General features: G+C 69.5%; 22 protein-coding genes. 10 read left to right on the top strand and 12 right to left on the bottom strand.

The window, feature by feature from the left end; genetic code table 11:
• Positions 1-17 precede the first annotated feature (17 nt).
• The 8 genes from ROTAS13_RS00985 to ROTAS13_RS01020 form a co-directional block, all read right to left on the bottom strand.
• Positions 18-431: a DNA translocase FtsK 4TM domain-containing protein gene (locus ROTAS13_RS00985; protein ID WP_253187615.1), complete on the bottom strand. Its 414-nt coding sequence runs from the start codon at positions 429-431 to the stop codon at positions 18-20.
• A gap of 110 nt (positions 432-541) precedes the next feature.
• Positions 542-1,540, bottom strand: a complete 999-nt coding sequence (locus ROTAS13_RS00990) for an asparaginase (RefSeq protein ID WP_075821301.1) — start codon at positions 1,538-1,540, stop codon at positions 542-544.
• Positions 1,537-2,247: an isochorismatase family protein gene (locus ROTAS13_RS00995; RefSeq protein WP_075821302.1), complete on the bottom strand. Its 711-nt coding sequence runs from the start codon at positions 2,245-2,247 to the stop codon at positions 1,537-1,539. Before ROTAS13_RS00995 ends, ROTAS13_RS00990 begins: the two co-directional genes overlap by 4 nt.
• A 23-nt stretch (positions 2,248-2,270) precedes the next feature.
• Entirely contained in the window at positions 2,271-3,269 is a 999-nt protein-coding gene (locus ROTAS13_RS01000; protein WP_075821303.1) for an ABC transporter ATP-binding protein, read from the bottom strand.
• 14 nt (positions 3,270-3,283) lie between these two features.
• Positions 3,284-4,375, bottom strand: a complete 1,092-nt coding sequence (locus ROTAS13_RS01005) for an ABC transporter ATP-binding protein (protein ID WP_075821314.1) — start codon at positions 4,373-4,375, stop codon at positions 3,284-3,286.
• Between the two features lie 5 nt (positions 4,376-4,380).
• The gene (locus ROTAS13_RS01010; protein ID WP_019461388.1) at positions 4,381-5,286 is read right to left on the bottom strand and encodes an ABC transporter permease; all 906 of its coding nucleotides are present in this window, start codon (positions 5,284-5,286) and stop codon (positions 4,381-4,383) included.
• 13 nt (positions 5,287-5,299) lie between these two features.
• Entirely contained in the window at positions 5,300-6,247 is a 948-nt protein-coding gene (locus ROTAS13_RS01015; RefSeq protein ID WP_019461387.1) for an ABC transporter permease, read from the bottom strand.
• A gap of 13 nt (positions 6,248-6,260) precedes the next feature.
• Entirely contained in the window at positions 6,261-7,865 is a 1,605-nt protein-coding gene (locus ROTAS13_RS01020) for an ABC transporter substrate-binding protein (RefSeq protein ID WP_019461386.1), read from the bottom strand.
• Between the two features lie 361 nt (positions 7,866-8,226).
• On the opposite strand from ROTAS13_RS01020, the gene ROTAS13_RS01025 reads away from it, so the two are divergent.
• Both ROTAS13_RS01025 and ROTAS13_RS01030 read left to right on the top strand, forming a co-directional pair.
• Positions 8,227-8,430 carry a hypothetical protein gene (locus ROTAS13_RS01025; RefSeq protein ID WP_019461385.1) on the top strand — a complete coding sequence of 68 codons (204 nt, stop codon included), beginning with the start codon at positions 8,227-8,229 and terminating at the stop codon, positions 8,428-8,430.
• Positions 8,427-9,842 carry an Asp-tRNA(Asn)/Glu-tRNA(Gln) amidotransferase GatCAB subunit A gene (locus ROTAS13_RS01030; RefSeq protein WP_075821304.1) on the top strand — a complete coding sequence of 472 codons (1,416 nt, stop codon included), beginning with the start codon at positions 8,427-8,429 and terminating at the stop codon, positions 9,840-9,842. The genes ROTAS13_RS01025 and ROTAS13_RS01030 overlap by 4 nt, the downstream gene beginning before the upstream one ends.
• 261 nt (positions 9,843-10,103) lie before the next feature.
• Here ROTAS13_RS01030 and ROTAS13_RS01035 read toward each other — a convergent pair whose 3' ends face one another.
• The 3 genes from ROTAS13_RS01035 to rho form a co-directional block, all read right to left on the bottom strand.
• Positions 10,104-11,561, bottom strand: coding sequence for an Asp-tRNA(Asn)/Glu-tRNA(Gln) amidotransferase GatCAB subunit A (locus ROTAS13_RS01035; RefSeq protein WP_083755346.1), 1,458 nt, complete (start codon positions 11,559-11,561; stop codon positions 10,104-10,106).
• Entirely contained in the window at positions 11,561-11,767 is a 207-nt protein-coding gene (locus ROTAS13_RS01040; RefSeq protein WP_075821305.1) for a hypothetical protein, read from the bottom strand. Before ROTAS13_RS01040 ends, ROTAS13_RS01035 begins: the two co-directional genes overlap by 1 nt.
• Positions 11,768-12,141: 374 nt before the next feature.
• Positions 12,142-13,425: a transcription termination factor Rho gene (rho, locus tag ROTAS13_RS01045; protein WP_019461381.1), complete on the bottom strand. Its 1,284-nt coding sequence runs from the start codon at positions 13,423-13,425 to the stop codon at positions 12,142-12,144.
• 361 nt (positions 13,426-13,786) lie between these two features.
• On the opposite strand from rho, the gene ROTAS13_RS01050 reads away from it, so the two are divergent.
• The 5 genes from ROTAS13_RS01050 (at position 13,787) to phnE (ROTAS13_RS01070) (ending at position 18,385) form a co-directional block, all read left to right on the top strand.
• Positions 13,787-14,545, top strand: coding sequence for a GNAT family N-acetyltransferase (locus ROTAS13_RS01050; protein WP_019461380.1), 759 nt, complete (start codon positions 13,787-13,789; stop codon positions 14,543-14,545).
• A 227-nt stretch (positions 14,546-14,772) separates the two neighbouring features.
• Positions 14,773-15,600 carry a phosphonate ABC transporter ATP-binding protein gene (gene phnC, locus ROTAS13_RS01055; RefSeq protein ID WP_075821306.1) on the top strand — a complete coding sequence of 276 codons (828 nt, stop codon included), beginning with the start codon at positions 14,773-14,775 and terminating at the stop codon, positions 15,598-15,600.
• A 32-nt stretch (positions 15,601-15,632) separates the two neighbouring features.
• Positions 15,633-16,553 carry a phosphonate ABC transporter substrate-binding protein gene (gene phnD, locus ROTAS13_RS01060; RefSeq protein ID WP_019461378.1) on the top strand — a complete coding sequence of 307 codons (921 nt, stop codon included), beginning with the start codon at positions 15,633-15,635 and terminating at the stop codon, positions 16,551-16,553.
• Between the two features lie 75 nt (positions 16,554-16,628).
• Positions 16,629-17,522 carry a phosphonate ABC transporter, permease protein PhnE gene (phnE, locus tag ROTAS13_RS01065; RefSeq protein WP_058390033.1) on the top strand — a complete coding sequence of 298 codons (894 nt, stop codon included), beginning with the start codon at positions 16,629-16,631 and terminating at the stop codon, positions 17,520-17,522.
• Positions 17,519-18,385: a phosphonate ABC transporter, permease protein PhnE gene (gene phnE / locus ROTAS13_RS01070; protein WP_075821307.1), complete on the top strand. Its 867-nt coding sequence runs from the start codon at positions 17,519-17,521 to the stop codon at positions 18,383-18,385. The genes phnE (ROTAS13_RS01065) and phnE (ROTAS13_RS01070) overlap by 4 nt, the downstream gene beginning before the upstream one ends.
• Positions 18,386-18,645: 260 nt before the next feature.
• Here phnE (ROTAS13_RS01070) and ROTAS13_RS01075 read toward each other — a convergent pair whose 3' ends face one another.
• Positions 18,646-19,593: an MYG1 family protein gene (locus ROTAS13_RS01075; protein ID WP_019461105.1), complete on the bottom strand. Its 948-nt coding sequence runs from the start codon at positions 19,591-19,593 to the stop codon at positions 18,646-18,648.
• A 358-nt stretch (positions 19,594-19,951) separates the two neighbouring features.
• On the opposite strand from ROTAS13_RS01075, the gene ROTAS13_RS01080 reads away from it, so the two are divergent.
• The 3 genes from ROTAS13_RS01080 to efeB all read left to right on the top strand — a co-directional run bounded on the left by ROTAS13_RS01080 (position 19,952) and on the right by efeB (position 24,354).
• Complete coding sequence (locus tag ROTAS13_RS01080) at positions 19,952-21,028, top strand: hypothetical protein (RefSeq protein ID WP_083755347.1); 1,077 nt, start codon at positions 19,952-19,954, stop codon at positions 21,026-21,028.
• Positions 21,029-21,189: 161 nt separating this feature from the next.
• Positions 21,190-23,061, top strand: a complete 1,872-nt coding sequence (gene efeU / locus ROTAS13_RS25985) for an iron uptake transporter permease EfeU (protein ID WP_075821308.1) — start codon at positions 21,190-21,192, stop codon at positions 23,059-23,061.
• 33 nt (positions 23,062-23,094) lie between these two features.
• Positions 23,095-24,354: an iron uptake transporter deferrochelatase/peroxidase subunit gene (gene efeB / locus ROTAS13_RS01090; RefSeq protein ID WP_058389514.1), complete on the top strand. Its 1,260-nt coding sequence runs from the start codon at positions 23,095-23,097 to the stop codon at positions 24,352-24,354.
• Positions 24,355-24,367: the final 13 nt, after the last annotated feature.

Raw genomic sequence — 24,367 nt, forward strand, 5'->3', positions numbered from 1 at the left:
GACGTCGAGACTTGTGATCAAGAGACAGGCAGGGCGGCGAGCATCGCCGCGACGCGGCCGGCGAAGGGCTTCAGGCTGCGATGCGTGCCCAGGCGCAGCGCCCAGCAGAGCAGGCAGGCCGCCGGCAGCCAGCCGGCCCAGCCGAAGCCCTGCAGCAGCACGTCGGAAAGCATGGCGCCGACCAGCCCGGCGAGATTCCGGGGAGCGCGCGTCGTGGCGGTGGAAAGGGAGGGGTCGGCAGGGTTGTAGGAGATCAGCGCCACGACCAGGGCCAGGCCGGCGAGGCCGAGCAGCACGCCCACGAACTCCCCGCCGCGCCGCCGGATCGCCGCCCGCACGGCCGGCGAGGCGAAGCGCTGGGCGGCGCCGGAAAAGCGCCCGTTCGGAGAGGATGAGCGATCGGTGGCGGCACGCGACATCAGGGAACCCAAGCTGAGACCTTGCCTCAGCCTAGCATGGCAAATACCTGTCGCGTACCGCTTTTCTCAACCGCAGCAAGGGATTGGCCAGCCGCCGAGGCCGGGAAGACACAACCCCGGGGTTAGTAGGTAGCGAAGATCCTCGCCACTTCCGCGGGGTCCTGCGTCACGGTCAGCGCCATGGCGAGGAGGATGCGCGCCTTCTGCGGGTTGAGGTTGTCGGCGGTCAGGAAGCCGTATTCCTTCAGTTTGGTGCTGGGGAAGACGCGGCCGGAGCCGGCGCGGCTGCACTGGATGACGATCACCCCGTCCTTCACCGCCTGCTTCAGCGGCTCCAGGTCGCCCGGGCCGCAGAAGCCGGGGGCGAAGCCGGCGGAAACGATGCCCTTCGCCCCGGCGGCCAGGAAGGCGCGCACCGCCGTGCCGTCGGCGCCGGCATAGGCGTAGCTGATATCCACCCGCGGCAGGGAATCGAGGGGGCGGATGTCGAAGACCGTCTCCGGCGCCCCGAGCCGCAGCGGCCTGCGGTACCAGACCACCCGGTCGCCATCCGCCTGCCCCAGCACGCCGAAATCGGGCGAGCGGAAGGTCTGCATCCGGCCGGTGGAGGTCTTGGTGACCTCGCGCGCGCACTGGATCTCGTCGTTCAGCAGGACCATGACGCCCAGGCCGCGCGCCCCGGGATCGGCGGCGACCCGCACCGCGTTCACCAGGTTCAGCCCGGCATCGGTGGACAGGGCGGAGGCCGGGCGCTGCGAGCCGGTGACCACGATCGGCACCGGCACCTTGGCGGCGAGGTGGAGGGCGTAGGCGGTTTCCTCCAGCGAGGCGGTGCCGTGGCCGATGACGATGCCGGCAAGGCCCGGATTCTCCGCCACGACCTTGTCGCAGAGCAGGACCAGCGCCTTCCATTCCGGGAAATGGATGTTCGGGCTGGGCACGGCGCTGAACGGCACCGGGAAGACATCGGCGACGAGCTGCACCTCGGGGAAGCGGGCGAGGATGCCCTCGGCATCCATCATGTTGCCGGTGGAGCCGTAGTCCACCGTGTCCAGCGGCCCCTTGCCGAGGGAGGAGATGGTGCCCCCGGTGCCGATGAAGACGACGCGCGGCCGGCTCATGCCGCGGCCTCCGCCTTGCGGGCGATCGCGGCCTCGATCTCCGCGGTGCTCATCACGTCGCCGAAGGTCAGGTAGATGTTCATGAGAGACGCGTTGTGCTCCTCGTCGGTCACGGCGGCATTGCCGTCCGAGACCATGATGACGCGGAAGTTCAGCATCATCGCGTCGCGGGCGGAAGTCTCGCAGCAGATATTGGTCAGCGTGCCGGTGATCAGCAGCGTCTCGATGCCGCGCTCGCGCAGCAGGGCGGCGAAATCCGGCCCGCCCTTCGCCGCGCCGGGGATGAAGGCGCTGTAGCGGAACTTCGGGACGACCATGTCCTCCGCCCGGATGTCGAGACCCGGCCAGAAGGCATGGCCGGGGCTGCCCGGCGTCATGGACCGGACGCGGGCGGCGCGCTGCGCCTCGGAGACGGATTCCTCCAGCACCGACCAGGCGATGCGGGATTCCTCGTCCGAGGCGTTCTGCACCCAGTACACCGCGCCGCCGGCCGCGCGCAGCGTGGCGGCGAGGTGGTTGATGTTCGGCACGATATCGGTGCCGCCCGGCACGAAGGCATGGGCCAGGCCGGGGTCCAGATAGCCGTTCTGCATGTCGATCACCACCAGCGCGGTGCGCGCCGGGTCGAGATCAGCGAAGCGGTGCTCGGTGCCGAACTTGGCCAGCACGCGCTGGCGGACGAAATCGGGAATCCGCGTTTGGTTCATGAAGTCTGCCCCTCCCTTGTGCGTCAGGCGAATTCCGGGGTGAGGACGGCGTCGGGCACGCGCACGCAGCGCGCCATGCGGCCGATGGCCGGATGGCGGGCGGAGGGCTCGCCGTCCAGACATTCCGCCGCGGCCAGGGAGCAGCGCGGGGCGAACTTGCAGCCGGGCGGCAGGTTGCGCAGGTCGGGCGGGGCGCCGGGGATGGTCTCCAGGTCACGGTCGTGCGGCTGGTTGTGGACGGTGGAGGCGAGCAGGCCGGCGGTATAGGGGTGCAACGGGTCGCGCAGCACCTCGCGCACCGGGCCGGTCTCCACCACGCGTCCGGCATACATCACCGCCACGCGGTCGGCGATCTCGGCGGCGACGCCCAGGTCGTGCGTCACGAAGATCACCGACATGCCCATCTCCTGCTGCAGGCGGCGCAGCAGGATCAGCACCTGGATCTGCACCGTGGCGTCCAGCGCGGTGGTGGGCTCGTCGGCCAGCAGGAGCTTCGGTTCGCAGCTCAGCGCCATGGCGATCATGGCGCGCTGGCGCAGGCCGCCGGACAGCTCGAAGGGATAGGCGTCAAGGCGGCGCTGGGCGGAGGGGATCTTCACCAGGTCGAAGAGCTCCAGCGCCCGGGCGAGGCCCTGCCTGTGGCTGACGCCCTTGTGCAGGGCGACGACCTCGGCGATCTGGTCGCCCACCCGCGCCACCGGGTCGAAGGCGGTCATCGGCTCCTGGAAGATCATGGAGACGGTGCCGCCGCGGAAGCGGCGCAGGTCGCTCTCCCCCATCGCCAGCACGTCCTGGCCGGCGATGCGGACCTTGCCGTCGATCACCGCGCGCTTCGGCGGCAGCAGGCGCATCAGGGCGCGCATGGTGACGCTCTTGCCGGAGCCGCTCTCGCCCAGCATGCAGAGCACCTCGCCCGGCGCCATGGCGAAGCTGACGCCGTTGACCGCGCGCACCTTGCTCTCGCGCGTCACGAAGCGGACATTGAGGTCCTGGACCTCGACCAGCGGTGCGGCCGTGCTCATTCCCGCCCCTCCCCTCAATGCACCAGCGGTGCCGCGACGAGATCCGCCCGCCCGGCCAGGCTGTGCCCCGATCCCGGGTCCTGGATGTGGCAGGCGGCGCAATGCGCGCCGGGCGCGTCGGTGTCGCCCAGTTGCGGCATCCTCGCGGCGCAGACCTCCTCGGCGAAGGGGCAGCGGGTGCGGAAGCGGCAGCCGGAAGGCGGGTTGATCGGGTTGGGCGGATCGCCGGTCAGCGGCGGCTCCTCCATCCGGTGGTCCGGGTCCATGGAGGGATGGGAGGCCAGCAGCGCCCGCGTGTAGGGGTGCTTCGGGGCGCGGTAGATGTCCTCGGCCGGGCCGATCTCCACCACCTGCCCCAGATACATCACCAGCACGCGGTCGCTGATCCAGCGCACCACGCTGAGGTCGTGGCTGATGAAGATGTAGGTGAGGCTCAGCTCCCGCTTCAGCGTGCGCAGCAGGTTCAGCACCTGTGCCTCGACGCTCTTGTCCAGGGCGGAGACGGCTTCGTCCAGGATCACCATGCGCGGACGCAGCGCCAGGGCGCGGGCGATGTTCACGCGCTGCTTCTGCCCGCCCGAAAGCTCGTGCGGGTAGCGCGGGCCGAACAGGGCCGGGTTCAGGCCGACCTTCAGCAGCAGCTCCCGCGCCAGGGCCAGGGCCTCCCCCTTCGGCACGCCATGGGCGATGGGACCGAAGGCGACGGAGCCCTGGATCGGCATGCGCGGATTCAGCGAGGAGGCGGAGTCCTGGAACACCATCTGCACCTGGCGGCGCATGGCGGCGACCGAGATGCCGCGCGGGGCCGCGACCTCCTCGCCATCGAAGATCTGGTCGCCGCTGTCGGGCACGATCAGCCGGGTGAGAAGCCGTGCCAGGGTGGACTTGCCGCAGCCGGATTCGCCCACGATGCCCAGCGTCTCGCCCTTCATGACGCGGAAGGACACGCCGTCCACCGCCCGGACATGGCCGGTGACGCGTTGCAGCGCGCCGCCGCGCAGCGGGAAGTGCTTCTGCAGGTTGCGCACGTCCAGCAGCGGCTGGGCCGGGCCGCCGACGTCGCGCGGGTCGTGGAAAGCGGCCGGGGAAAGGCTCGTCTGGCTCATGCGCATCAGATCCGGACATCCATGGCGGCGCGCAGCCCGTCGCTGACCATGTTGACGCTGACCGAGGTGACGAAGATCGCGATGCCGGGCATGGCGGCGACCAGCGGGTTCACGTAGATCGACTGGCGCAGCGTGTTCAGCATCAGGCCCCAGTCAGGCTCCGGCGGCTTCACGCCCAGGCCGAGGAAGGAGAGTCCCGAGCCGAGCAGGATGCCGACGCTGATCATGCCGGAGGCATAGACCAGCACCGGGCCGAGCACGTTGCCCAGCACATGGTGCCAGAGCACGAGGTGGATGCCGGCGCCGGTGGCGCGCGCCGCATCCACGAAATCCAGCGAGCGGACCTGGGTGGTGGCGCTTTCCGCGATGCGGCAGAGCGGCGGGATGAAGACGAGGGACAGGGCGATGAAGGCGTTGCCGATGCCGCCGCCCATGGCCCCCGAGATGGCGACCGCGAGCAGGATGGAGGGGAAGGCGTAGAAGACGTCCATCACCCGCATGATCAGCGTGTTGACGCGGCCGCCGGCGAGGCCGGCCAGCACGCCCAGCCCGCCGCCAACCGCGGTGGCGATGGCCACGGGGACGAAGCCCATCAGCAGCGTCAGCCGCCCGCCGTAGAGGAGGCGGGAGAGCATGTCGCGCCCCAGTTCGTCCGTGCCCAGGGCATGGCCCATGTAGCCGGGGGGCTTCAGGCGGCGGACGATGCTTTCCTTGTAGGGATCGAAGGGCGCCAGCCAGGGCGCCGCCACGGCCAGCAGGACGATCGCCAGCAGGACCAGGCCGAAGAAGATGGTCACGTAGTCGTAGCGCAGGCGGTAGCCGACGGTGCCCCAGTAGCCGCGGACCCTGGGAAGGCCAATGCTGTCCGGGACGGCCGCGGCGGAGGCCCGGCCGGCGGTGGTGCTGCTCATGGCGCCGCTCTCCTCAGACACGCTTGATTCGGGGGTCGATGGCGGTCTGCACCAGATCGACGGCGAGGTTGGTCACCACGAAGATCATGGCCAGGACCAGGATGGTCCCCTGGAGCACGGGGATGTCGCGCGTCAGGATGGCCTTGCTGAGCAGGAAGCCGGTGCCCGGCCAGGCGAAGACCGTCTCCACCAGGATCGAGCCGCCCATCAGCGCGCCGAACTGCAGCCCCATCACCGCCAGGATCGGCGGCAGGGCGTTCTTGAGCACGTGGCGGATCGCCTTGCTTTCCGGCAGCCCGTTGGCGCGCAGGGTGGTGACGAATTCCTGCGCCATCACCTCGGTGATCGCGGAGCGCGCGGTGCGGGCGATGATGCCGACCGGGATCATCGACAGGGTGATCACCGGCAGGATCATGAAGGGCACGGTGTGCAGGCCGATCGAGGCGGAGCCGCCCGGCCCCATGCCGGAGGCGGGCAGGATCTGCGCCTCCACCGAGAAGAGGATCACGAGCACGATGCCGAGCCAGTAGTTCGGCACCGAGACGCCGAGGATGGCGGTGCCGGTGACCATGCGGTCCAGCCAGCTTCCGGCGCGGTAGCCGGCGATGGCGCCGAGCGCGAGGGCCACCGGGAAGGCGATCAGCACCGCGAGCAGGGACAGCAGCACGGTGTTGCCGAGGGAGCGCAGGATCTCCTCCAGCACCGGACGCCCCGTGGCGATGGAGCGCCCGAGATCGCCGGTCAGCACGTTGCCGAGCCAGGAGAGGTACTGGACCGGCAGCGGCCGGTCGAGGCCGTAGAGCTGCTTCAGCTTCGCCACCGTCTCGGCATCCGCATCCGGCGGCAGCATGGTCTGCAACGGATCGCCGGGTGCGAGATAGACCAGCAGGAAGCAGATGATGGACACGCCCAGCGCGATCGGCAGGACGGCCAGCAGACGGCGTTGGACGTAGACCAGCATGGGGCTGTCCCTATCAGGGCTGCACGGTGACTTGCGTCAGGTCCTGGAACCAGCTCTGTGCCTGCACGAAGCCCTTCACCTTGGGCGACAGGGCGCGCGGGTTCAGGTCATGCGCCACCCAGATCATCACGGCCTGCTCGTTCATGCGCTCGTGGATCCTGGTCAGGATCGGCAGGCGCTTCTCCGCATCGAAGGTGTTCATGGCCTCCGCGACCAGCTGGTCGGTCTGCGGGTCCTCGAAATGCCCCCAGTTGCTGCCCGCCGGCGACCACTGCGACTTCATGATGAAGCGGAACATCCCGTTGAACGGGTCCTGCGTCGCGCGGGTGATGTTGATGCCGTTGATGTCGTGGTGCTTGTCCACGCCCTCGCGGCCCACCTGCAGCAGCGCGTTCCAGTCCATGACCTGGAGGTTGACCTTGAAGCCGACCTCCTCCAGCTGCGCCTTCACCAGCTCGTTCATCGGCAGCGGCTGCATCTGGCCGGAGCCGGAGGTGGAGATGGCGAAGGTGACGTTGCAGGGGACGCAGCCCGCCTCCTTCAGCAGCGCCTTGGCCTTGTCCGGGTTGTACTCGTACTTCACCGGCTTGCCGTAGTAGGCGGTGGAGGGCGGCACGGTGGCGTAGCCCGGCAGGGCGATGCCGCCCAGCATCTCCACCATGTCGTCGCGGTTGATCGCGTAGTTCGCCGCCTGCCGCACCCGGATGTCGTTGAAGGGCTTGTCCACGAAGTTGAGCTGGTAGGCCCAGTTGTGCGGATAGGCGTTGGTGATTACCTGCATCCCGGAGGATTTCAGGCGCGGGATGGTGTCGGGCGCCGGAGCCTCGATCCAGTCCACCTGGCCGGAAAGCAGCGAGGCGGTGCGGGTCGAGGCCTCCGGCATCGGCAGCAGCACCAGACGGTCCTGCTTCGGGATGCGGGCCTTGTCCCAGTAGTCCTTGTTCGGCACCATCTCCAGCCGCTCACCCGGCACCATGCGGGAGAAGCGGTAGGGACCCGTGCCCGAGGGGTTCTTGGCGAAGGCGTTGGCGTCGTTCTTCAGCTCCTCCGACCGCGCGGGGCTGACCATCATCAGGAAGGACAGGTTGTAGGGAAAGATGCTGTCCGGCTGCTTGGTGGTGAAAGCGACGGTATAGTCGTCGATCTGCTCGACACCCGCGAAATTGGTCAGGTAGCTGCGGGCGAAGGCGAACTGCTGCGCGTTGAACTGCGGCGCGCCTTCCTTGGTCATGCGCTCGAAGTTCCAGATCACCGACTTCGCGTTGAAGTCGCTGCCGTCATGGAACTTCACGCCCTTGCGCAGGGTGAAGATCCAGCGCCGGCTGTTGCCCGGATCGACATGCCACTCGGTGGCCAGGCCCGGCTTGATATCGGCGATCCTGTCGCCCTTCGACAGGTCCCAGAGGATCAGGGAATCGTAGAGGTTGTAGCCGACGAAGCGCCAGCCCTCGAAGCCCTGGTCCGGGATGCCGGCGGTGAGCGGGATGTCGCCCGCCGTCATGGCCACACGCAGCACAGTTTCCGCAGATGCGGGCGCAGCGGTGCCCAGCAGCGCGGTCATCAGGCCCAAGGTCGCACAAAGCCGCGTCGCACCCAGGCGCAGGGATGGCACCGTCATCTTCTCTCCTTGGTCCCGGCAGGACGGATCGGAAGCTCTGCCGACCGGCATCTGCAATCGCCATGCCACAACTCGCGCGAAGCGGCCGTCCGGCGGCGCGCACCGGCGGAACGAGATGGACCATGACCCGTGTCACGCGGGGTGGCGCTCTTCCCGGCAGGCATGGCGCGGCACGCGCCAGACTCGCGTCGGTTCCCGGGCCGCACGCCGCTTTCACTGCCGGAACAACGGCTTTCGTTTCTGTCCGGCATTGGGAAGATGCTGAGGTCTGCCGTTTCTTTGGGCGCGACAGACCGGTGGCGCGGACGTAACCTCGTGCCGTTCCTCGCTTGGCCTGACAGGCCCCTGCCGGAGTCCCCCCATGACGACCGAAGCCGATCCCGAACTGGACATGGCGCTCTCGCGCGCCGGCATCACCCTGCCGCCGGGACGCTATGCCGGCGTGCTCGCCACCCATCGCGACCTGCAGAAGATGATGCCGATCCTGCGCCAGCCGCGCACCGCCGCCGCCGAGCCGGCGGGCGTCTATGTCCTGGACACCATCACGCGGGAGCAGACGCCGTGAGCGACGCGAAGCTGGAAGACCTCTCCATCGCCGAAGCCGGGGCGAAGCTGCGCGACGGCAGCCTCACCTCCGCCACCCTGACGCGGCATGCGCTGGACCGGATCGCGAAGCTCGATGGCGCCCTGCACGCCTTCGTGCTGGTCACGGAGGAGCGTGCCCTGGAGGATGCGGCGCGCGCGGATGCCGAGCTCGCCGCCGGCACCGATCATGGGCCGATGCACGGCATCCCCTATGCGCTGAAGGACATCTACGACACCGCCGGCATCCGCACGACCTGCCATTCCAAGCTGCTGATCGACAACGTTCCCGGACGGGACAGCGTCGTGGCGGCGAAGCTCGCCTCGGGCGGCGGCGTGCTGCTGGGCAAGCTGGCGACGCATGAATTCGCCATGGGCGGGCCGAGCTTCGACCTCCCCTTTCCGCCCGCGCGCAACCCCTGGAACACCGGCCATATCACCGGCGGTTCCTCCTCCGGCTCCGGCGCCGCCGTCGCGGCCGGGATGGTGCGCATGGCGATGGGCTCCGACACCGGTGGCTCGATCCGCGGCCCCGCCGCCTATTGCGGTACGGTGGGGCTCAAGCCGACCTACGGGCTGATCAGCCGGCGCGGCGTCTTCCCGCTTTCCTACACGCTCGACCATTGCGGACCGCTGACGCGCAGCGTCGAGGACGCGGCGATCACCACCGAGTTGCTGGCCGGCTTCGACCCGCTCGATCCCGCCAGCGCCGACAAGCCGAAGGCCGATCTGCGCAGCGGGCTGGAGGACGGCGTTGCCGGCCTGCGCATCGGCATGCCGCGCAACCTCTACCGCGATGCCGAGGGGCTCTCGCCCGAGGTCTATGACGCGATCGAGCGCGTCGGCCAGGCGCTGGAGGCGGCGGGCGCGATCGTCGAGGAGGTCACGCTCCCCGACTACGCCCTCTTCAACGCCTGTGGCCGCGTGATCCTGACCGCCGAGGCCTTTGCCATCCACGAGAAGGACCTGCGGGAGCGACCGGAGGACTACGGCGAACTCTTCCTCATGCGCATCGTCACCGGCGCCGCGATCAGCAGCGCGGACTATATCCAGGCCCAGCGCCTGCGCCGGGAACTCTCCCTGGCGGTGAACCGCGAGGCGCTGAAGACGTACGACGTGCTGCTCACCGCCTGCGCCCTTGGCCCGGCCCCCGCCTTCGCCGATTGCCCGCCGGACCGACCTGTGTTCTGGCCGATCCAGAGCATGCCCTTCAACGTCACGGGCAATCCCGCCCTCTCCATGCCGGCCGGCCTCTCCGCCTCCGGCCTGCCGCTTTCCGCACAGCTCGTCGGCCGCCCCTTCGACGAGGCCACGCTCCTCCGCGTCGGCCGCGCCGTCGAGAAGGCCACCGCCAGCTGGGGCGCCACCGCCCCGGCCCTGCTCGCGGCGGAATGATCCGGCCCGGGAACCGGGAGGCTCTGCCTCCCGGACCCTTTGCTGAAGGAGGGGCCGCTCAGGGGGATGTTATCCCCCCGAGACCCCGCCATGAGCGCTCCGCAAGGAGGGGCTTCGACTGCCGTTGCGCCAGTTGGCGACCGGCTGGCCATCACCCCTCCTCGCGGAGCGTTCACGGGGTTCCCATGGGGGCGAAGCACTGCTTCGCCCGTCCCTGGGCGGAGTGTCCAGGGGGGCAGAGCCCCTCTGGCCCCGGCATGATCATGCAGCGCCGAGTGCCGGCACGCGGTTGTGCCAGTCGGTGTCGCGCTGGTAGGCGTCGCCGACGGTCATGAGGCGGGCCTCGGCGAAGGGGCGGCCGACGAGCTGGAGGCCGACGGGCAGGCCGCGGTCGTCGAAGCCGCAATGCACGCTCAGCCCGGGCAGGCCGAGATAGTTGATCGGCCGCGTGTTCTGCGTGATCAGGCCGAAGCGGCGGATGGCCTCGGGGTCGCCGCCGTCGATGCGGCATTCCGCGCGCGTCGGGATCTTGCGCGGGATGGTGGGCATGGCGAGCACGTCCACCTGCGAGAAGACCTCGTCGCAGAAGGTCTTGAGCACCGGGCCGCGCCGGCTCAGCGCCTCGATGTAGTAGCTGGCCGGGATGGCATAGCCCGGGAACATGCGGCCGCTGAGGTGGTTGGCGTAGTCGCCAGGGCGCTCGCGCATCCAGTTGGCGTGGATGGCCGGGCCCTCGCTGCGGCTGACGACGGAGCCGTAGGTCAGCACCTGTTCCATCACCGGCAGGCTGATGCGGGTGACGGTGGCGCCGCGGCCGCGCAGCACCTCGATCGCGGCATCGAAGGCCGCCAGGATGTCCGGGTCGGCGCCGTCGAGGAACCAGGTTTCCGCCACGCCGATGCGCTGGCCGCGCAGGTCGCCGGTCAGCGCGGCCTCGTAGTCGGGAACGGCCTCCTTCGCGCTGGTCGGGTCCTTCGGATCATGGCCGGCGATGACGCCCATCACCCGGGCGCAGTCGCGCACGGTGCGGACCAGCGGGCCAACATTGTCGCAGGAGAAGGAGAGCGGCATCACGCCATGGCGGCTGACGCGGGTCTGCGTCGGCTTGAGGCCCACCACGCCGCAGGCCGAGGCCGGTAGGCGGATCGAGCCGCCGGTGTCGGAGCCGAGCGCCATGAAGGCGAAGCGGGCGGAGACGGCGGCACCGGAGCCGGAGGAGGAGCCGCCGGTGATGTAGTCGCCGTTCCAGGGGTTCAGGCAGTCGCCGAAGTGCCGGTTATGGCCGGTCGGGTTCTGCGCGAACTCCGCCATGTTCAGGCCGCCCATGGTGATGGCGCCGGCGCCTTCCAGCCGCTCGATCACCGTGGCGGTGTAGTCCGGGCGGAAGTCGCCGCGAATGGCGGAGCCGCAGGTCGAGAGCTTGCCCGCCTTGTAGTACATGTCCTTGTGCGCCATCGGCACGCCGGCCAGCGGGCCGGGGGCGATGCCGGCGGCACGCGCCTTGTCGGCGGCGGCGGCAGCTTCCAGCGCGGCCTCGCGCTCGATCCAGGTGGTGGCGTTGATCGCCGGCTCATGGGCCTCGATGCGGTCCAGGCAGGCCCGGGTCAGCGCGGTGGCCGTGACCTCGCCCCTGGCGAAGGCATCCGCCGCCTCGGCGAGGCTCAGCCCGGCGAGGCCGTCCGTGGTGACCATCGGGGGGACCATCGGCACGGCGTCCATCACGCGCCTTCCTTGCAGCCTTGCAGCGCCGCCTCGAAGGAGGAGGGCTCGTCCTCGAAGCGCAGCGTGCCGCGCAGCGCCTCGAAATCGGCGGTCAGCTTCGGGATGTCCATCGACGCCATCTGGCGGCCGGTCTCGTTGGGCAGTTCGACGCCCGTCCAGAGGCGGATATCCTCCGCCACGCGCTTCACCAGGGCTTCGTCCATCGTCGCTTTCCCCTCGACTACGCAGGAGAGTTCCGGCCTGCGTTGCGATGGGCCGGGAGACTGCACCCGAATCAACCGGGGCCTGAGGGACAAAATGCCCTGGGCGGCTGGCTAAATGCCGGAGCGGACCCTGTTTCGCCGAATTCTTGAACAGAATTCATGCAACTTGCCGATCCAACGTGCCTGCAAGTCGATGGAGAGGGAAAATGCCGCTTCCTTGATCTTCCGGAGCCGTGCACTTCCGCCCGCGCCGGATGGTGCGGTCACGCAGGAACCGGAGAGAAGAGGACCTTCCCGGAAGGAACCGGAAGGCAGAAACGAGAAGCCCCGCCAGGCGGACCGGGCGGGGCTCGGAAAGGGACCGGACGGGCCGGTCAGGTATTCATCGCGTCGAAGAAATCCTGGTTGGACTTGCTGTACTTCAGCTTGTCCAGAAGGAACTCCATCGCGTCCTGCGTGCCCATCGGGTTCAGGATGCGGCGCAGCACCCACATCTTGGACAGGGTGGAACGCTCCACCAGGACCTCTTCCTTGCGGGTGCCGGACTTGGTGATGTCGATCGCCGGGAAGACGCGCTTGTCGGAGAGCTTGCGGTCCAGCACGATCTCGCAGTTGCCGGTGCCCTTGAACTCCTCGAAGATCACCTCGTCCATGCGCGAACCCGTGTCGATCAGCGCCGTGGCGATGATGGTCAGCGAGCCGCCTTCCTCGATGTTGCGCGCGGCGCCGAAGAAGCGCTTCGGGCGCTGCAGGGCGTTGGCGTCCACGCCGCCGGTCAGCACCTTGCCCGAGGACGGCACCACGGAGTTGTAGGCACGGCCCAGGCGGGTGATGGAGTCCAGCAGGATCACCACGTCGCGCTTGTGCTCGACCAGGCGCTTCGCCTTCTCCAGCACCATCTCCGTCACCTGCACGTGGCGGGTGGCGGGTTCGTCGAAGGTGGAGGCCACGACCTCGCCGCGTACGGTGCGGGCCATGTCGGTGACCTCCTCCGGACGCTCGTCGATCAGCAGCACCATCAGGAAGACTTCCGGATGGTTGGCCGAGATCGACTTGGCGATGTTCTGCAGCATCACCGTCTTGCCGGTGCGCGGCGGCGCCACGATCAGGGCGCGCTGGCCCATGCCGATCGGCGCCACAAGGTCGATGACCCGGTGGGTGTTGTCCTTGGTGGGACCCTTGTTGTTGGCCTGGGCGGCCTCCAACTCGGCATTCTCCATCCGCAGGCGCCGGGTCGGGTAGAGCGGCGTGAGGTTGTCGAAGTTGATGCGGTGCTTGAGCGCCTCGGGCGGCTCGAAGTTGATCGCCTCGACCTTCAGCAGGGCGAAGTAGCGCTCGCCATCCTTCGGCGCCCGGATCTGGCCTTCCACCGTGTCGCCGGTGCGCAGGCCGAAGCGGCGCACCTGCGTGGGGGAGACGTAGATGTCGTCGGGCCCGGGCAGGAAGTTGGCCTGCGGGCTGCGGAGGAAGCCGAAGCCGTCGGGCAGGATCTCCAGCGTGCCATCCCCGTGGATCGCCTGGTCTTTCTCGGCCAGGTTCTTGAGAATGGCATACATGATATCCTGCTTGCGCAGGGAGGAGGCGTTCTCGATCTCAAGCGACTCGGCGAAAGCGAGAAGGTCGCCGGGGCTCTTGGCCTTCAGTTCGGAAAGATGCATGCGGCGGACGTATCCGTCATCGACAGGGAGGGCGGGACCCTTCCCGGTGAGCCGTCCGGCCCACGGCGGACCAAGGGATTGGTCCAAGGCAGGACGACTGTGTTGCCAGAACGGCGCGCCCGACTTACGAGAAGCGGCACGTCCGACAATGTCCCGATGTGCGAGGAGGGAGAGCGGCGAAGGCCGGCAGGCCCGCCGCCCCTATGGGAAGCGATGGGACAGATAAGGTGAGTTGCGTCAGGCGTCAATCGGAAAACGCGGTTTTTGCAGGAAAAACGGGGAATTCCGGGCCGGCATCCCGCTTGCCAGCCCCGCCATGCCATGGGAGGCGGGAGAAACCCGCCACCCGGAGCCCGACCCCTTGCCCGCCGAACCCCCCTCCGCCGATGTCCTGACCCTGGAACGTGCCGCCCTGACCGCCGTTCCGGCGCCGCGCCTGGCCTGGGATGGCGGCTTCGTGCTCCGCGGCTTCCTGAACGGCACGGGACGGGCGAACGCCGCCTGCTCGCTCGACCCCTCGCCCGATCCCGGGCTGGAGGCGCGGCTGGACCGGATGGAGGCCGACTTCGCCCGGATGGGCCTGCCGGTCCGCTTCCGCTCTACGCCGCTCGACCCGCCGGGGCTGAAGCCTGCGCTGCTGGCCCGCGGCTATGTGGAACATGAAGGCGCCTGCGTGATGGCCGGTCCGCTGCGCCCGCTGGCCGAGGCGGCTGGCGCGGGCGTCGAGCTGCTGGACAGCCCGGCGGAGGACTGGCTTTCCGTACTGGCCACGGCGGAATACCAGACCGAGGCACGCCGCGCGGAAAAGGCCGGCGGCGGCGCCATGCTGGCCCGCCCCGGCCGCTGGCTGCTGCGGCGGGAGGATGGCCTGCCCGCGGCCTGCGCGCATGTGGTCGCGGATGCGGCGCTCTGCGGCATCTTCGACGTGGCGACCGACCCGCGCTTCCGCCGTCGGGGCCTGGCGCAGCGTGTCCTCGCCGCCGGGGCGGCCTGGGCGGCGGGGCTGGGAGCGACCACCGCCTGGCTGCAGGTCTCGCCCTCCAACACCGGCGCGCGGGACCTCTACGCCCGCCTCGGCCTCGTTGAGGTCTACCGCTATACCTATTTTCTGCGCGGCTGAACGCCGACACGGACAGCCGCCTCCCTCGCCGCCGCGGTCCACGCTTCACGGTTTCGACGCCAAGCTGCCCTCCGGGGGACAAGGCTCCGCCTTCTTCCCCGGCCCGCACGAGCCGCCAGGGTGAACCATTCCGCCCAGGCTCTGTCACGAATCCATCATCGGTTTGAAACAGCCGCGTCACCCGCCTGCGCTAACCGCCCCAGCCGACAGGTTGGACGGGACGGCGCATGCTCACCATCGATGGATTGTCCCGGCGATATGGCGCGAAGACGGCCGTGGACGCGCTGTCGCTGGAGATCCGTCCCGGCAGCTTCGTGGGGGTGATCGGCCGTTCCGGCGCCGGCAAGTCCACGCTGCTGCGGATGATCAACGGGCTGGAGATGCCGAGCGGCGGCCGCATCCTTTGGAACGGGCAGGTGGTGAGCGGGTTGCAGGGCCGGGCGATGCGCGACTGGCGGGCCCGCTGCGCCATGGTGTTCCAGCACTTCAACCTCGCCCCCCGGCTCGACGTGCTGACCAACGTGCTGACCGGGCGGCTGAACAAGGTCTCCCTGCCGCGTGCCCTGTTCGGCCTCTGGCCGGAGGAGGACCGGGCCATGGCGCTGGCGGCGCTGGAGCAGTTCGACATCGCCGACCTCGCCGCGCAGCGCGCCGGGCAGCTCTCGGGCGGGCAGCAGCAGCGCGTGGCCATCGCCCGCGCCCTGGTGCAGGAGCCCGAGATCATCCTGGCGGACGAGCCGATCGCCTCGCTTGATCCACGCAACACGCAGATCGTGATGGACACGCTCCAGCGCATCAACCGCGGCTATGGCATCACCGTGCTCTGCAACCTGCACTCGCTCGACGTGGCGCGCCGCTACTGCGACCGGCTGGTGGGGCTGGCCGGCGGCAAGCTGGTCTTCGACGGCGGGCCGCAGGAACTGGGCGAGGCCGAGGCGCGCCGCCTCTATGGGCTGGAGGCCGCCGAGGTGATGGGTGGAACGGAACCCGCGCCCGCATCCCCCGCCCTCGGAACTCCGGTGCCGCCGCAGACGGTGGCCCGGACCTATGCGTAGAACGACATCCCTGACCTGAGGATCATCCGATCATGCTGAACCGTCGCATGCTGCTCGGCGCCGGCGCGCTGCTGGCCTCGCCGCTGGCGGTGCCCTCGCTGGCCCGCGCCCAGTCCGCCTCCTGGGCCAAGGCCTATCCGGAGCTGGTCTTCGCGATCATCCCGGCGGAGAACGCCTCGGGCGTGATCGACCGCTGGACGCCCTTCACCGAGTACATGTCGAAGAAGCTCGGCACCAAGGTGACGCTGCGCATCGCCAATGACTACGCGGCGGTGATCGAGGGCCAGCGCTCCGGCAACATCCATATCGCCTCCTACGGCCCCTCCTCCTTCGCCCGCGCGCTGATGACCGGTGCGAAGATCGAGGCCTTCGCCATCGAGACGAACCTCGACGGCACCAAGGGCTACTACTCCGTCTTCTACGTGAAGAAGGACTCGCCTTATCAGAAGGTGCAGGACCTGAAGGGCAAGAACCTCGGCCTGGTGGACCCGAACTCCACCTCCGGCAACAACGTGCCGCGCTTCGCCCTCGACAAGATGGGCATCAAGCCGGACGAGTTCTTCAACAAGGTCGTCTATACCGGCAGCCATGAGAACGCGATCATCGCGCTCCAGCAGGGCACGGTGGACATGTGCGCCAACTGGTGGAACGACGAGCAGGAGAGCAACCTGCTGCGCATGGCGCGCAAGGGCATGGTGAAGGCGGAGGATTTCCGCATCATCTTCAAGTCCGACCAGATCGTGAACTCCCCGATGGCCTACCTGACCAGCCTGCCGGAGGACCTGCGCACGGCGATCCGCACCGCCGCGCTGGCCATGCCGAAGGAGAACAAGGCGGCCTTCGACAAGATCTACGACGGCAAGTCCGGCCCCTGGATGCCGGTGGACAACAGCGCCTACCAGCCGATCATCGAACTGAACCGCTTCGTCGACAGCCTCCGCCGCAAGGCCTGAGGCGGAACTTCCGCGAAGCCCGCCCCGCCGGCATGGCCAGCGGGGCGGGATCGCGTCTGAACGGGTCCCACTGACATGAGCATCGCCCTGCCCCGCCTGCCGGAGCCGCGCCTCGCGGGCCTGATGGGCGACTACGCACAGAGCCGCAGGGCAGGGCGCCGGCAGCTCCTGCTCGCGCTGCTGGTCGTCGCCGCGCTCGCCTTCGTCTCCGCCTGGGTGGCGGAGGTCGATCCTGGCCAGCTCGGGCGGCATATCGGCGCCTTCTTCGGCTATTTCGACCGCATCACCACGCTGGAGGGCAGTACCACGGGTGCGCGCGTCTGGACCAGCCCGGGCGAGTGGTTCTGGGGCCTTCGCAAATGGGGCCTGCTGCTGTTCGACACGATGCTGATGGCCTATGTCGGCACGCTGCTGGGCGCGTTGGCCGGCTTCGCGCTCTGCTTCGTGTCCAGCGCCAATCTCGTGCGCCAGCCCTGGCTGCGCGGCACGGCGCGGCGGCTGCTGGAATTCTGCCGCACCGTCCCCGACATCGTCTTCGCCCTGATCTTCGTGATCGCCTTCGGCCTCGGCGCGCTGCCGGGCGTGCTGGCCATCGCCATCCACACCGCCGGCGCGCTGGGCAAGATGTGCACCGAGGTGGTGGAGAACATCGACATGAGGCCGGTCGAGGGCATCCGCTCCACCGGCGGCGGCTGGCTCACCGCGGTGCGCTTCGGCGCCCTGCCGCAGGTGCTGCCGAACTTCGCCAGCTATGCGCTGCTGCGCTTCGAGATCAACGTGCGGCAGGCCGCCGTGCTGGGCTTCGTCGGTGCGGGCGGCATCGGGCAGGACCTGCTCGAGGCGATCCGCAAGTTCTACTACAACGACGTCTCGGCCATCCTGCTGCTGATCATCCTGGCCGTGATGGTGATCGACATGCTGACCGAGCGCCTGCGCCACCACCTCATCGGACTGGAGCAGAAGGCATGAGCGGCGCCATCCGCAACGCCGCGCTGGCGGACCTTCCCGGCCTCGTCGCCCGCCACCCGCTTGCGTTCCGGCGCATGCCGCCCTCCCGCATCCAGGCGCTGGCGATCACCGCCGCGGCGCTGGCGCTCCTCGCCGTCAGCATCTGGCGCCTGGAGCTCTCGCCGCTGCGCGTCTTCGCCGGGATGGGGCAGATGCTGCACTTCCTGACGCTGATGCTGCCGCCCGACCCGGGTTCCTGGGCGCGCTTCGTGCAGATGCTGCAGCTCCTGGCCGAGACGCTCGCCATCGCCTTCCTCGGCACGCTGGTCGCCTCCATCCTGGCCATCCCGCTGGGCTTCCTCGCGGCGCGCAACACCACCATCAACCGCGTGGTGCACTTCCTGTCGCGCCGCGCGCTGGACGGCGTCCGCGGCGTGGACGCGCTGATCTGGGCGCTGATCTGGATCAGCGTGGTGGGCCTCGGCCCCTTCGCCGGGGTGCTGGCCATCGTCACCTCCGATATCGGCACCTTCGGCAAGCTCTATTCCGAGGCGATCGAGGCGGTGGACCGCAAGGCGGCGGAAGGCATCGCCTCCACCGGCGGCAACCGGTTGCACGGCATCCGCTACGGCGTGCTGCCGCAGGTTCTGCCCGTCCTGGCCGGTCAGGTGCTCTACATGTTCGAATCCAATACCCGCTCCTCCTCCATCATCGGCATCGTCGGCGCGGGCGGCATCGGCCTCATGCTCTCGGAAATGATCCGCACCCTGGAATGGCCGGCCGTCTCGATGATCGTCGTCCTCATCCTCGTCATGGTCGCCGCCATCGACGCCCTCTCCAGCCGCCTCCGCACCGCCATCGCCGGCGCACCATCGGGGCATTGAAGGGGATGATCGGGCCGGGGCCAGAGGGGCTCCGCCCCTCTGGACACCCCGCCAAGGGACGTTAGTCCCTTGGAACCCTGTGAGCGCTCCGCGAGGAGGGGGGACAGGACACCGGTCGCCGGATGGCATACCGGCGGAACAACCCCCTCCTCGCGGAGCGCTCATGGCGGGGTCTCGGGGGGATACCATCCCCTGAGCGGCCCCTCCTTCAGCAAAGGGTCCGGGAGGCAGAGCCTCCCGGAGCGACACGCCTGATCCATTCAGACATCCGGCATCCCGAGGGCCACGGCGCGGCGGGCCATGGCGAGGGCGCCGGGGCGGGAGCGGGCGGCGCCGATGAAGCGGCGCAGGTGGACGAAGACGGCATCAGGCACGCCCGAGGCTTCGGCGAGATCCTTGTCCTGCAGCCCGGCCCAGGCCTCGGGTAGGGGCAGGCGCTGGGCGAAGGATTTCGGCTCCGGCGGCATGGTGTCCACCATCCAGTTGCCGTTGTTCACCGGATAGATGGCGTAGAGCACCGGCAGGTCGTGGTGGAAGACGGCGCTCTTCCAGGGCATGCGACGGTCGAGTTCCAGGATGCGCCGGTCGGTGGAGGCCGCATGCGCCGCCACGACCTGGGCATCGGCGGCGAGGCGGGCGCGCTGGGCCTCGACCCGGCGGCGCAGCACTGCCTCGACCAGGGCGACGGCCTCCAGGAAGGCGGCGTCCTCGGCACCCTGGTCCTCCGCGCCCGGCGTGTCCCAGGCCGGGTTGCAGTCGCTCACCAGGCTGGCGAGGTCCATGCTGCCGCGCGAGGTGGCGACGCCGTTGTCCACCTCGTCGATGAAGCGGACCATGGAAGCATCGAGATCCGCCGTGATGGCCTTGGCGAAGCCGGAATCCTCCGGCCGCAACAGGGCGCGCACCGCCGCCTCACCATGGGTCTGCCAGACCAGCCCGGCGGAGCTGAAGGGCGTGCCGTCCGGCCGCACCGGGGCACCGCGCTGGTGGTGGTCGAACCGCTGCGCCGCCGTGTCATAGACCAGCCCCACATCCCAGACCACGTCGCCTTCGGCGATGCGGCCCGCATCGCGGGTGCGCAACAGGACATGGTCGTGGCCCGGAGCATGCAGCCCCAGCGCGAGGCGCAGCGCGACATAGGCGAAGGCCTCGTCGCAATGGAAGCTGCCACTATGGGTGACGAGAAGGGGGAGGCGGGGTTCGGACATGCCGGCTCTGTAGCCGTCCCTGGCCAAGGGCGGCAGGGGCGATCCGTCTTTCCGGCCATGATGGAACGGCACCCCGCTTCCCGGGACACGGGGAATTCCCGGGACACGGCGTGCAGGCTGGCCCCCTCCGCCGGCCCTGGATGGGGTCCGGAGAAGGCTTTAGGAGCTTGCCTGTGGTTCATCGCGGGAAAGTGACACGTGTTCCGAACGGTGGACGTGCCGCTTTCCGAGGATTTCCATGCCTTCTTTCAGGTTCGTATGAATTTTATTACATAGTATAAATATTGATATAAATCTCGGACATCGTATATCAGTAGGCAGTTCCTAAGCCAAAAGGCTTCAACCAGGGGTTGCCACAATGGGTTTCGTCCAGAGCCCGCGCCATGCCTTTCCGAACGCGGATTTCAGCCCCGCCCCCAACGGTGCCGCAGAGGCCGGCATTTCCCGCCCCTGGGGTCATGGCCGGATCCACCGGTGGCTGGACAAGGCACGGCAGCACGGCCTGAGCCTGCCTTCCAACCTCGCCGCCCGCGCGTTGCGCCTGCCCTGGACCGACCGCCTCGTGGGCGATGCGCAGGCCAGGGCGCGTGCCGCTCATCTCCCCGAGCTTCCCGCGCTTTCCGCAGCGGACGCGGCCCTTCTCCGAACCCTCCTGCGGGACGGCGTCTGCGTCACCTCACTGGAGGAACTGGGCCTGCCAGGCACGGCTGCGATGCTGGCCAGCGCCACATCCCTGACCGACCGGCTCGCGGCACGGCGCCGCCAGCCGGAACATGCACACCGCCATACCGTCACCGCGACGGCGCAGGACCTGCTGGATTTCCCGGCGATCCTGGAATGGGGACTCGGCACGCGCCTGCTGGACCTGGTGGAGAACTACCTGGGCCTCCCGGTGGCCTATGACGGGCCGGACCACTTCTACAGCCCCGCCGATGGGCGCGAGGCCGGGCCGCGCATCTGGCACCGCGACCGCGAGGACCGGCGCATGCTGAAGATCGCCGTCTACATCAGCGATGTCGGCCCCCAGGACGGCCCCTTCGAGATCGTCCACCCCGATTTCCGCGAGCGCCTGGGTGGCCCCAGGCAGGCCGCCATCCTGCCCCAGGCGGAGCTGGAGCGCCGTATCGGCCCGGAAGGGATGGAGAAGGCGATCCGCACCTGCACCGGCCGCCGCGGCACGGTGGTGATCGCGGAGACGGCGGAGAACTACCATCGCGGCCGCCCGCCGGTGCGCGGCGACCGTTCGGCGCTCTACTACGGCTACTTCTCACGCTTCACGCCGACACCCTTCTTCTGCGAGCGTTCGCCGCTCACCCGGGCGCAGATCGCGCGGATCGCTTCCGGCCTGCCGGAGCGCCAGCACGACGCGCTGCTGTGGCGCCGCTTCCTGCCCGCCTGGAAGCGGGTCGTTCCGACCAACCGCATCCGGGTCTGAGATCCGGTGCCGGCGGGCCGCCAAGATTAAAATGCGTACATGATAATGAATTGCATTCTTATCATGGCATAATCCGGCGCAACCGAGCCTGACAGGCCCTATGCGAGGCACCTGCCGCGCCGGATAACTGATGCCATTCCGCCGGGCTCGACTGCACCATCATGCTTGTTCCATTCCTCATCATGTTCCGGGAAGGGCTGGAAGCCGCCCTGATCATCGGCCTCGTCGCGGGCTATCTCGGCCGTACCGGGCGGCGGGAATGGCTGCCCCTGGTCTGGCTCGGCATCGGGGCAGGGGTGCTGGTCAGCCTGGGAGCGGGCCTGGCGCTGGAGCTGCTGAGCGCCGAGTTCCCGCAGCGCGGTCAGGAGATCTTCGAGGCCGTGGTGGGCCTGGCCGCCGTCGGCATGCTCACCGCCATGGTCTTCTGGATGAGGCGGGCCGCCCGTTCGGTGAAGGCGGAGATGCAGGATCGCATCGACGCCGCGCTGATGGGGGAAAAGCGTGGCTTCGCTTTGCTGGCCATGGTCTTCCTGGCCGTGGCGCGTGAAGGGCTGGAGGCGGCGGTCTTCCTGCTCGCCGTCATGCGGCAGAGCCCCGGCCCGGCCGCGCCCCTCGGCGCCCTGGCCGGGCTGCTGCTCGCCGTCGCGGTGGGCGTCGCCATCACCTGGGGCGGACTGAGGCTCGACCTGCGGCGCTTCTTCCGCTGGAGCGGCGTGCTGATCCTGCTGGTGGCGGCCGGGCTCCTGGCGGGCTCGCTGCGCGCGCTGCACGAGGCCGGGCTGTGGAACGGCCTCCAGGCGACGGTCTTCGATCTGAGCGACATCCTGCCCGCCGATGGCGTGGCAGGGTCGGTGCTGGCCGGTCTGCTCGGCTACAGCGACCGCCCGGCCCTGGGAGAGGTGCTGGTCTATCTGGTCTTCCTCGCTGTCACCCTGCCGCTCTTCCTGAGGCCCATGGCCGGTGCTTCCGCCATTCCCTCGCCGGCGCGGCAGGCCGTGCCGGCCGGCGTGGCCCCGGCGCCGCCACGGCTGAAGCCCGTGCTGGGCCTCATGGCCCTGCTGGCCCTGGCGGTGCTGGGCCTCGGCGCCGCCTCGCTGCGGCTGGAACGCCGCGAGGCCGGGGCAGGGGAGGCGCACAGCATCACCGTGGCCATCACGGAGCGGGGCTGCGAGCCCGGCGAGTTCAGCATTCCCGCCGGACGCACTGCCTTCCGCATCGTCAACCGCAGCGACCGTGCCCTGGAATGGGAGATCCTGGACGGCGTGATGGTGTTGGAGGAGCGGGAGAACATCGCTCCCGGGCTCACCCAGGGGCTGACGGCGCGGCTGGAGCCGGGCACCTATGCCATCACCTGCGGCCGCCTCAGCAATCCGCGCGGCCGGCTGACCGTGCTGCCCGCCGCGGCCAGCGCACCCTGGCGCCCGGAGCCCCGCGACCTGCTCGCCCCCATGGCCGAGTACAAGGTCCATGTCACCCTCCAGGTCATGGCCATGCAGGAGGCTGTGGAGGACCTGGGCGAGGCGCTGGACAAGGGCGACACGGCGCAGGCCGGGCGGCTGATCGCCGAGGCAGGCCAGGCCCGCGACCAGCTCCTGCCGGCCCTCCAGCTTCTGCCCGAGGCCCGGGAAGCTCTGGCCTCGGTGTCGAGCGGGCTTGCCCGGCTGACGGCCTCACTGCCGGTTGCCGGATCGGGCGGCGCCGATGTCCCACGTGAAACACTGGAAACACTGGCGCGCCTGCGAGCGGATAGCGGGGCCCTCTTCGCACGGATCGGCGACGCCCGCATCACGCCCGCGTCCATGGCGGCGGGAGCATCACGGTCGCTGCGCGGTCCGGACGCCATCACACCCGCCTCGCTGGATGGTGTCGGGCGCGTCGTTTCCCTGCTGCGGTCGCTCGCCATCCGGCTGGACCCGGAGCTACAGGCCAGCCTCGACCGCTCGCTTGCCGAGGCGGGGAAGGGGAACCGGAGCGCCTTTCCCATTCTGGCCGCAGATCTCGAAAGGCTGGGCCGGCAGTTGGAGACCGACTGAGATGCAGTTTCACGCAGACCGGATGGGACCGGCATGACACGGAATTCCTGCCCCTTTGCCGCCGGGCGGCGCGGCCTGCTTCTGGGGCTGGCGGGCGGTGCCGGGCTCGCGACCACGGCTGTCGCGGCACCGCTGATGCAGGAGCCGCCCGGGCGCGACGCGGCCGAGGCACGGCAGGCCGTCGCCTTCCACGGGTCGCACCAGCCGGGCATCCTCAACCCGCCGCCTGCCGCCGGCATGGTTGCCGCCTTCGACGTGCTCGCACCCGACCGCGCCGGGCTGGAGCGCCTTTTCCGCCTGCTGACGGGACGGATCGCCTTCCTGATGGCAGGCGGCACGCCGCCTGAGGCCGACCCGCGCTTTCCGCCGGCGGATTCCGGAATCCTGGGACCGGAGATCGTTCCGGATGGGCTGACCGTCACCGTGGCGCTGGGTGCCTCGCTCTTCGACGGCCGCTATGGCCTCGCCGCGCGGAAGCCCGTGCATCTGGAGGTCATGCGGCGCTTCCCCAATGACGCGCTGGAACGCGACTGGTGCCATGGCGACCTGCTCCTCCAGGTCTGCGCCAACACGCCGCAGAGCACGATCCACGCCCTGCGCGACATCATCAAGGCGGCGCCCGACCTGCTGCGCCTGCGTTGGAGGCTCGACGGCACGCTGCCGCCCGCCAGCGGTGGCCAGGCCCCACGCCAGACGCCGCGCAACCTGCTGGGTTTCAAGGACGGCACCGCCAACCTCGATCCCACCGACCCCGCCCTCATGGAGCGCCATATCTGGGTGGGGCCGGAGGATGGCGAGCCTGCCTGGGCACGGGGCGGCAGCTACCAGGTGGTGCGGATCATCCGGAACTTCGTGGAGCGCTGGGACCGCACCCCCTTGCAGGAACAGCAGCAGATCTTCGGCCGCGACAAGCGGGAGGGCGCGCCACTCGGCCTGGAGCGGGAGCATGACATCCCCGACTACGCCGCCGATGCCGAGGGGAAGCGCATCCCCCTCGATGCCCATATCCGGCTGGCCAATCCGCGCACGCCGGAAACCGCCGACAGCCTGATCCTGCGCCGGCCCTTCAACTATGACCGGGGGGTCACGCGCGCCGGGCAGCTCGACATGGGGCTGCTCTTCATCTGCTTCCAGCGCAACCTCAGGCGCGGCTTCATCGCCGTGCAGGAACGCCTGAACGGCGAGCCGTTGGAGGAATACATCAAGCCCACCGGCGGCGGCTATTTCTTCGCCCTGCCCGGCGTGCCGGACCCCGGCCGGTATCTCGGCCAGGGGCTGATCGAAGCTGCCTGACGCCGCCATCCGT

The organism is Roseomonas sp. TAS13 (assembly GCF_001950415.1).
Lineage (GTDB): Bacteria > Pseudomonadota > Alphaproteobacteria > Acetobacterales > Acetobacteraceae > Roseomonas > Roseomonas mucosa.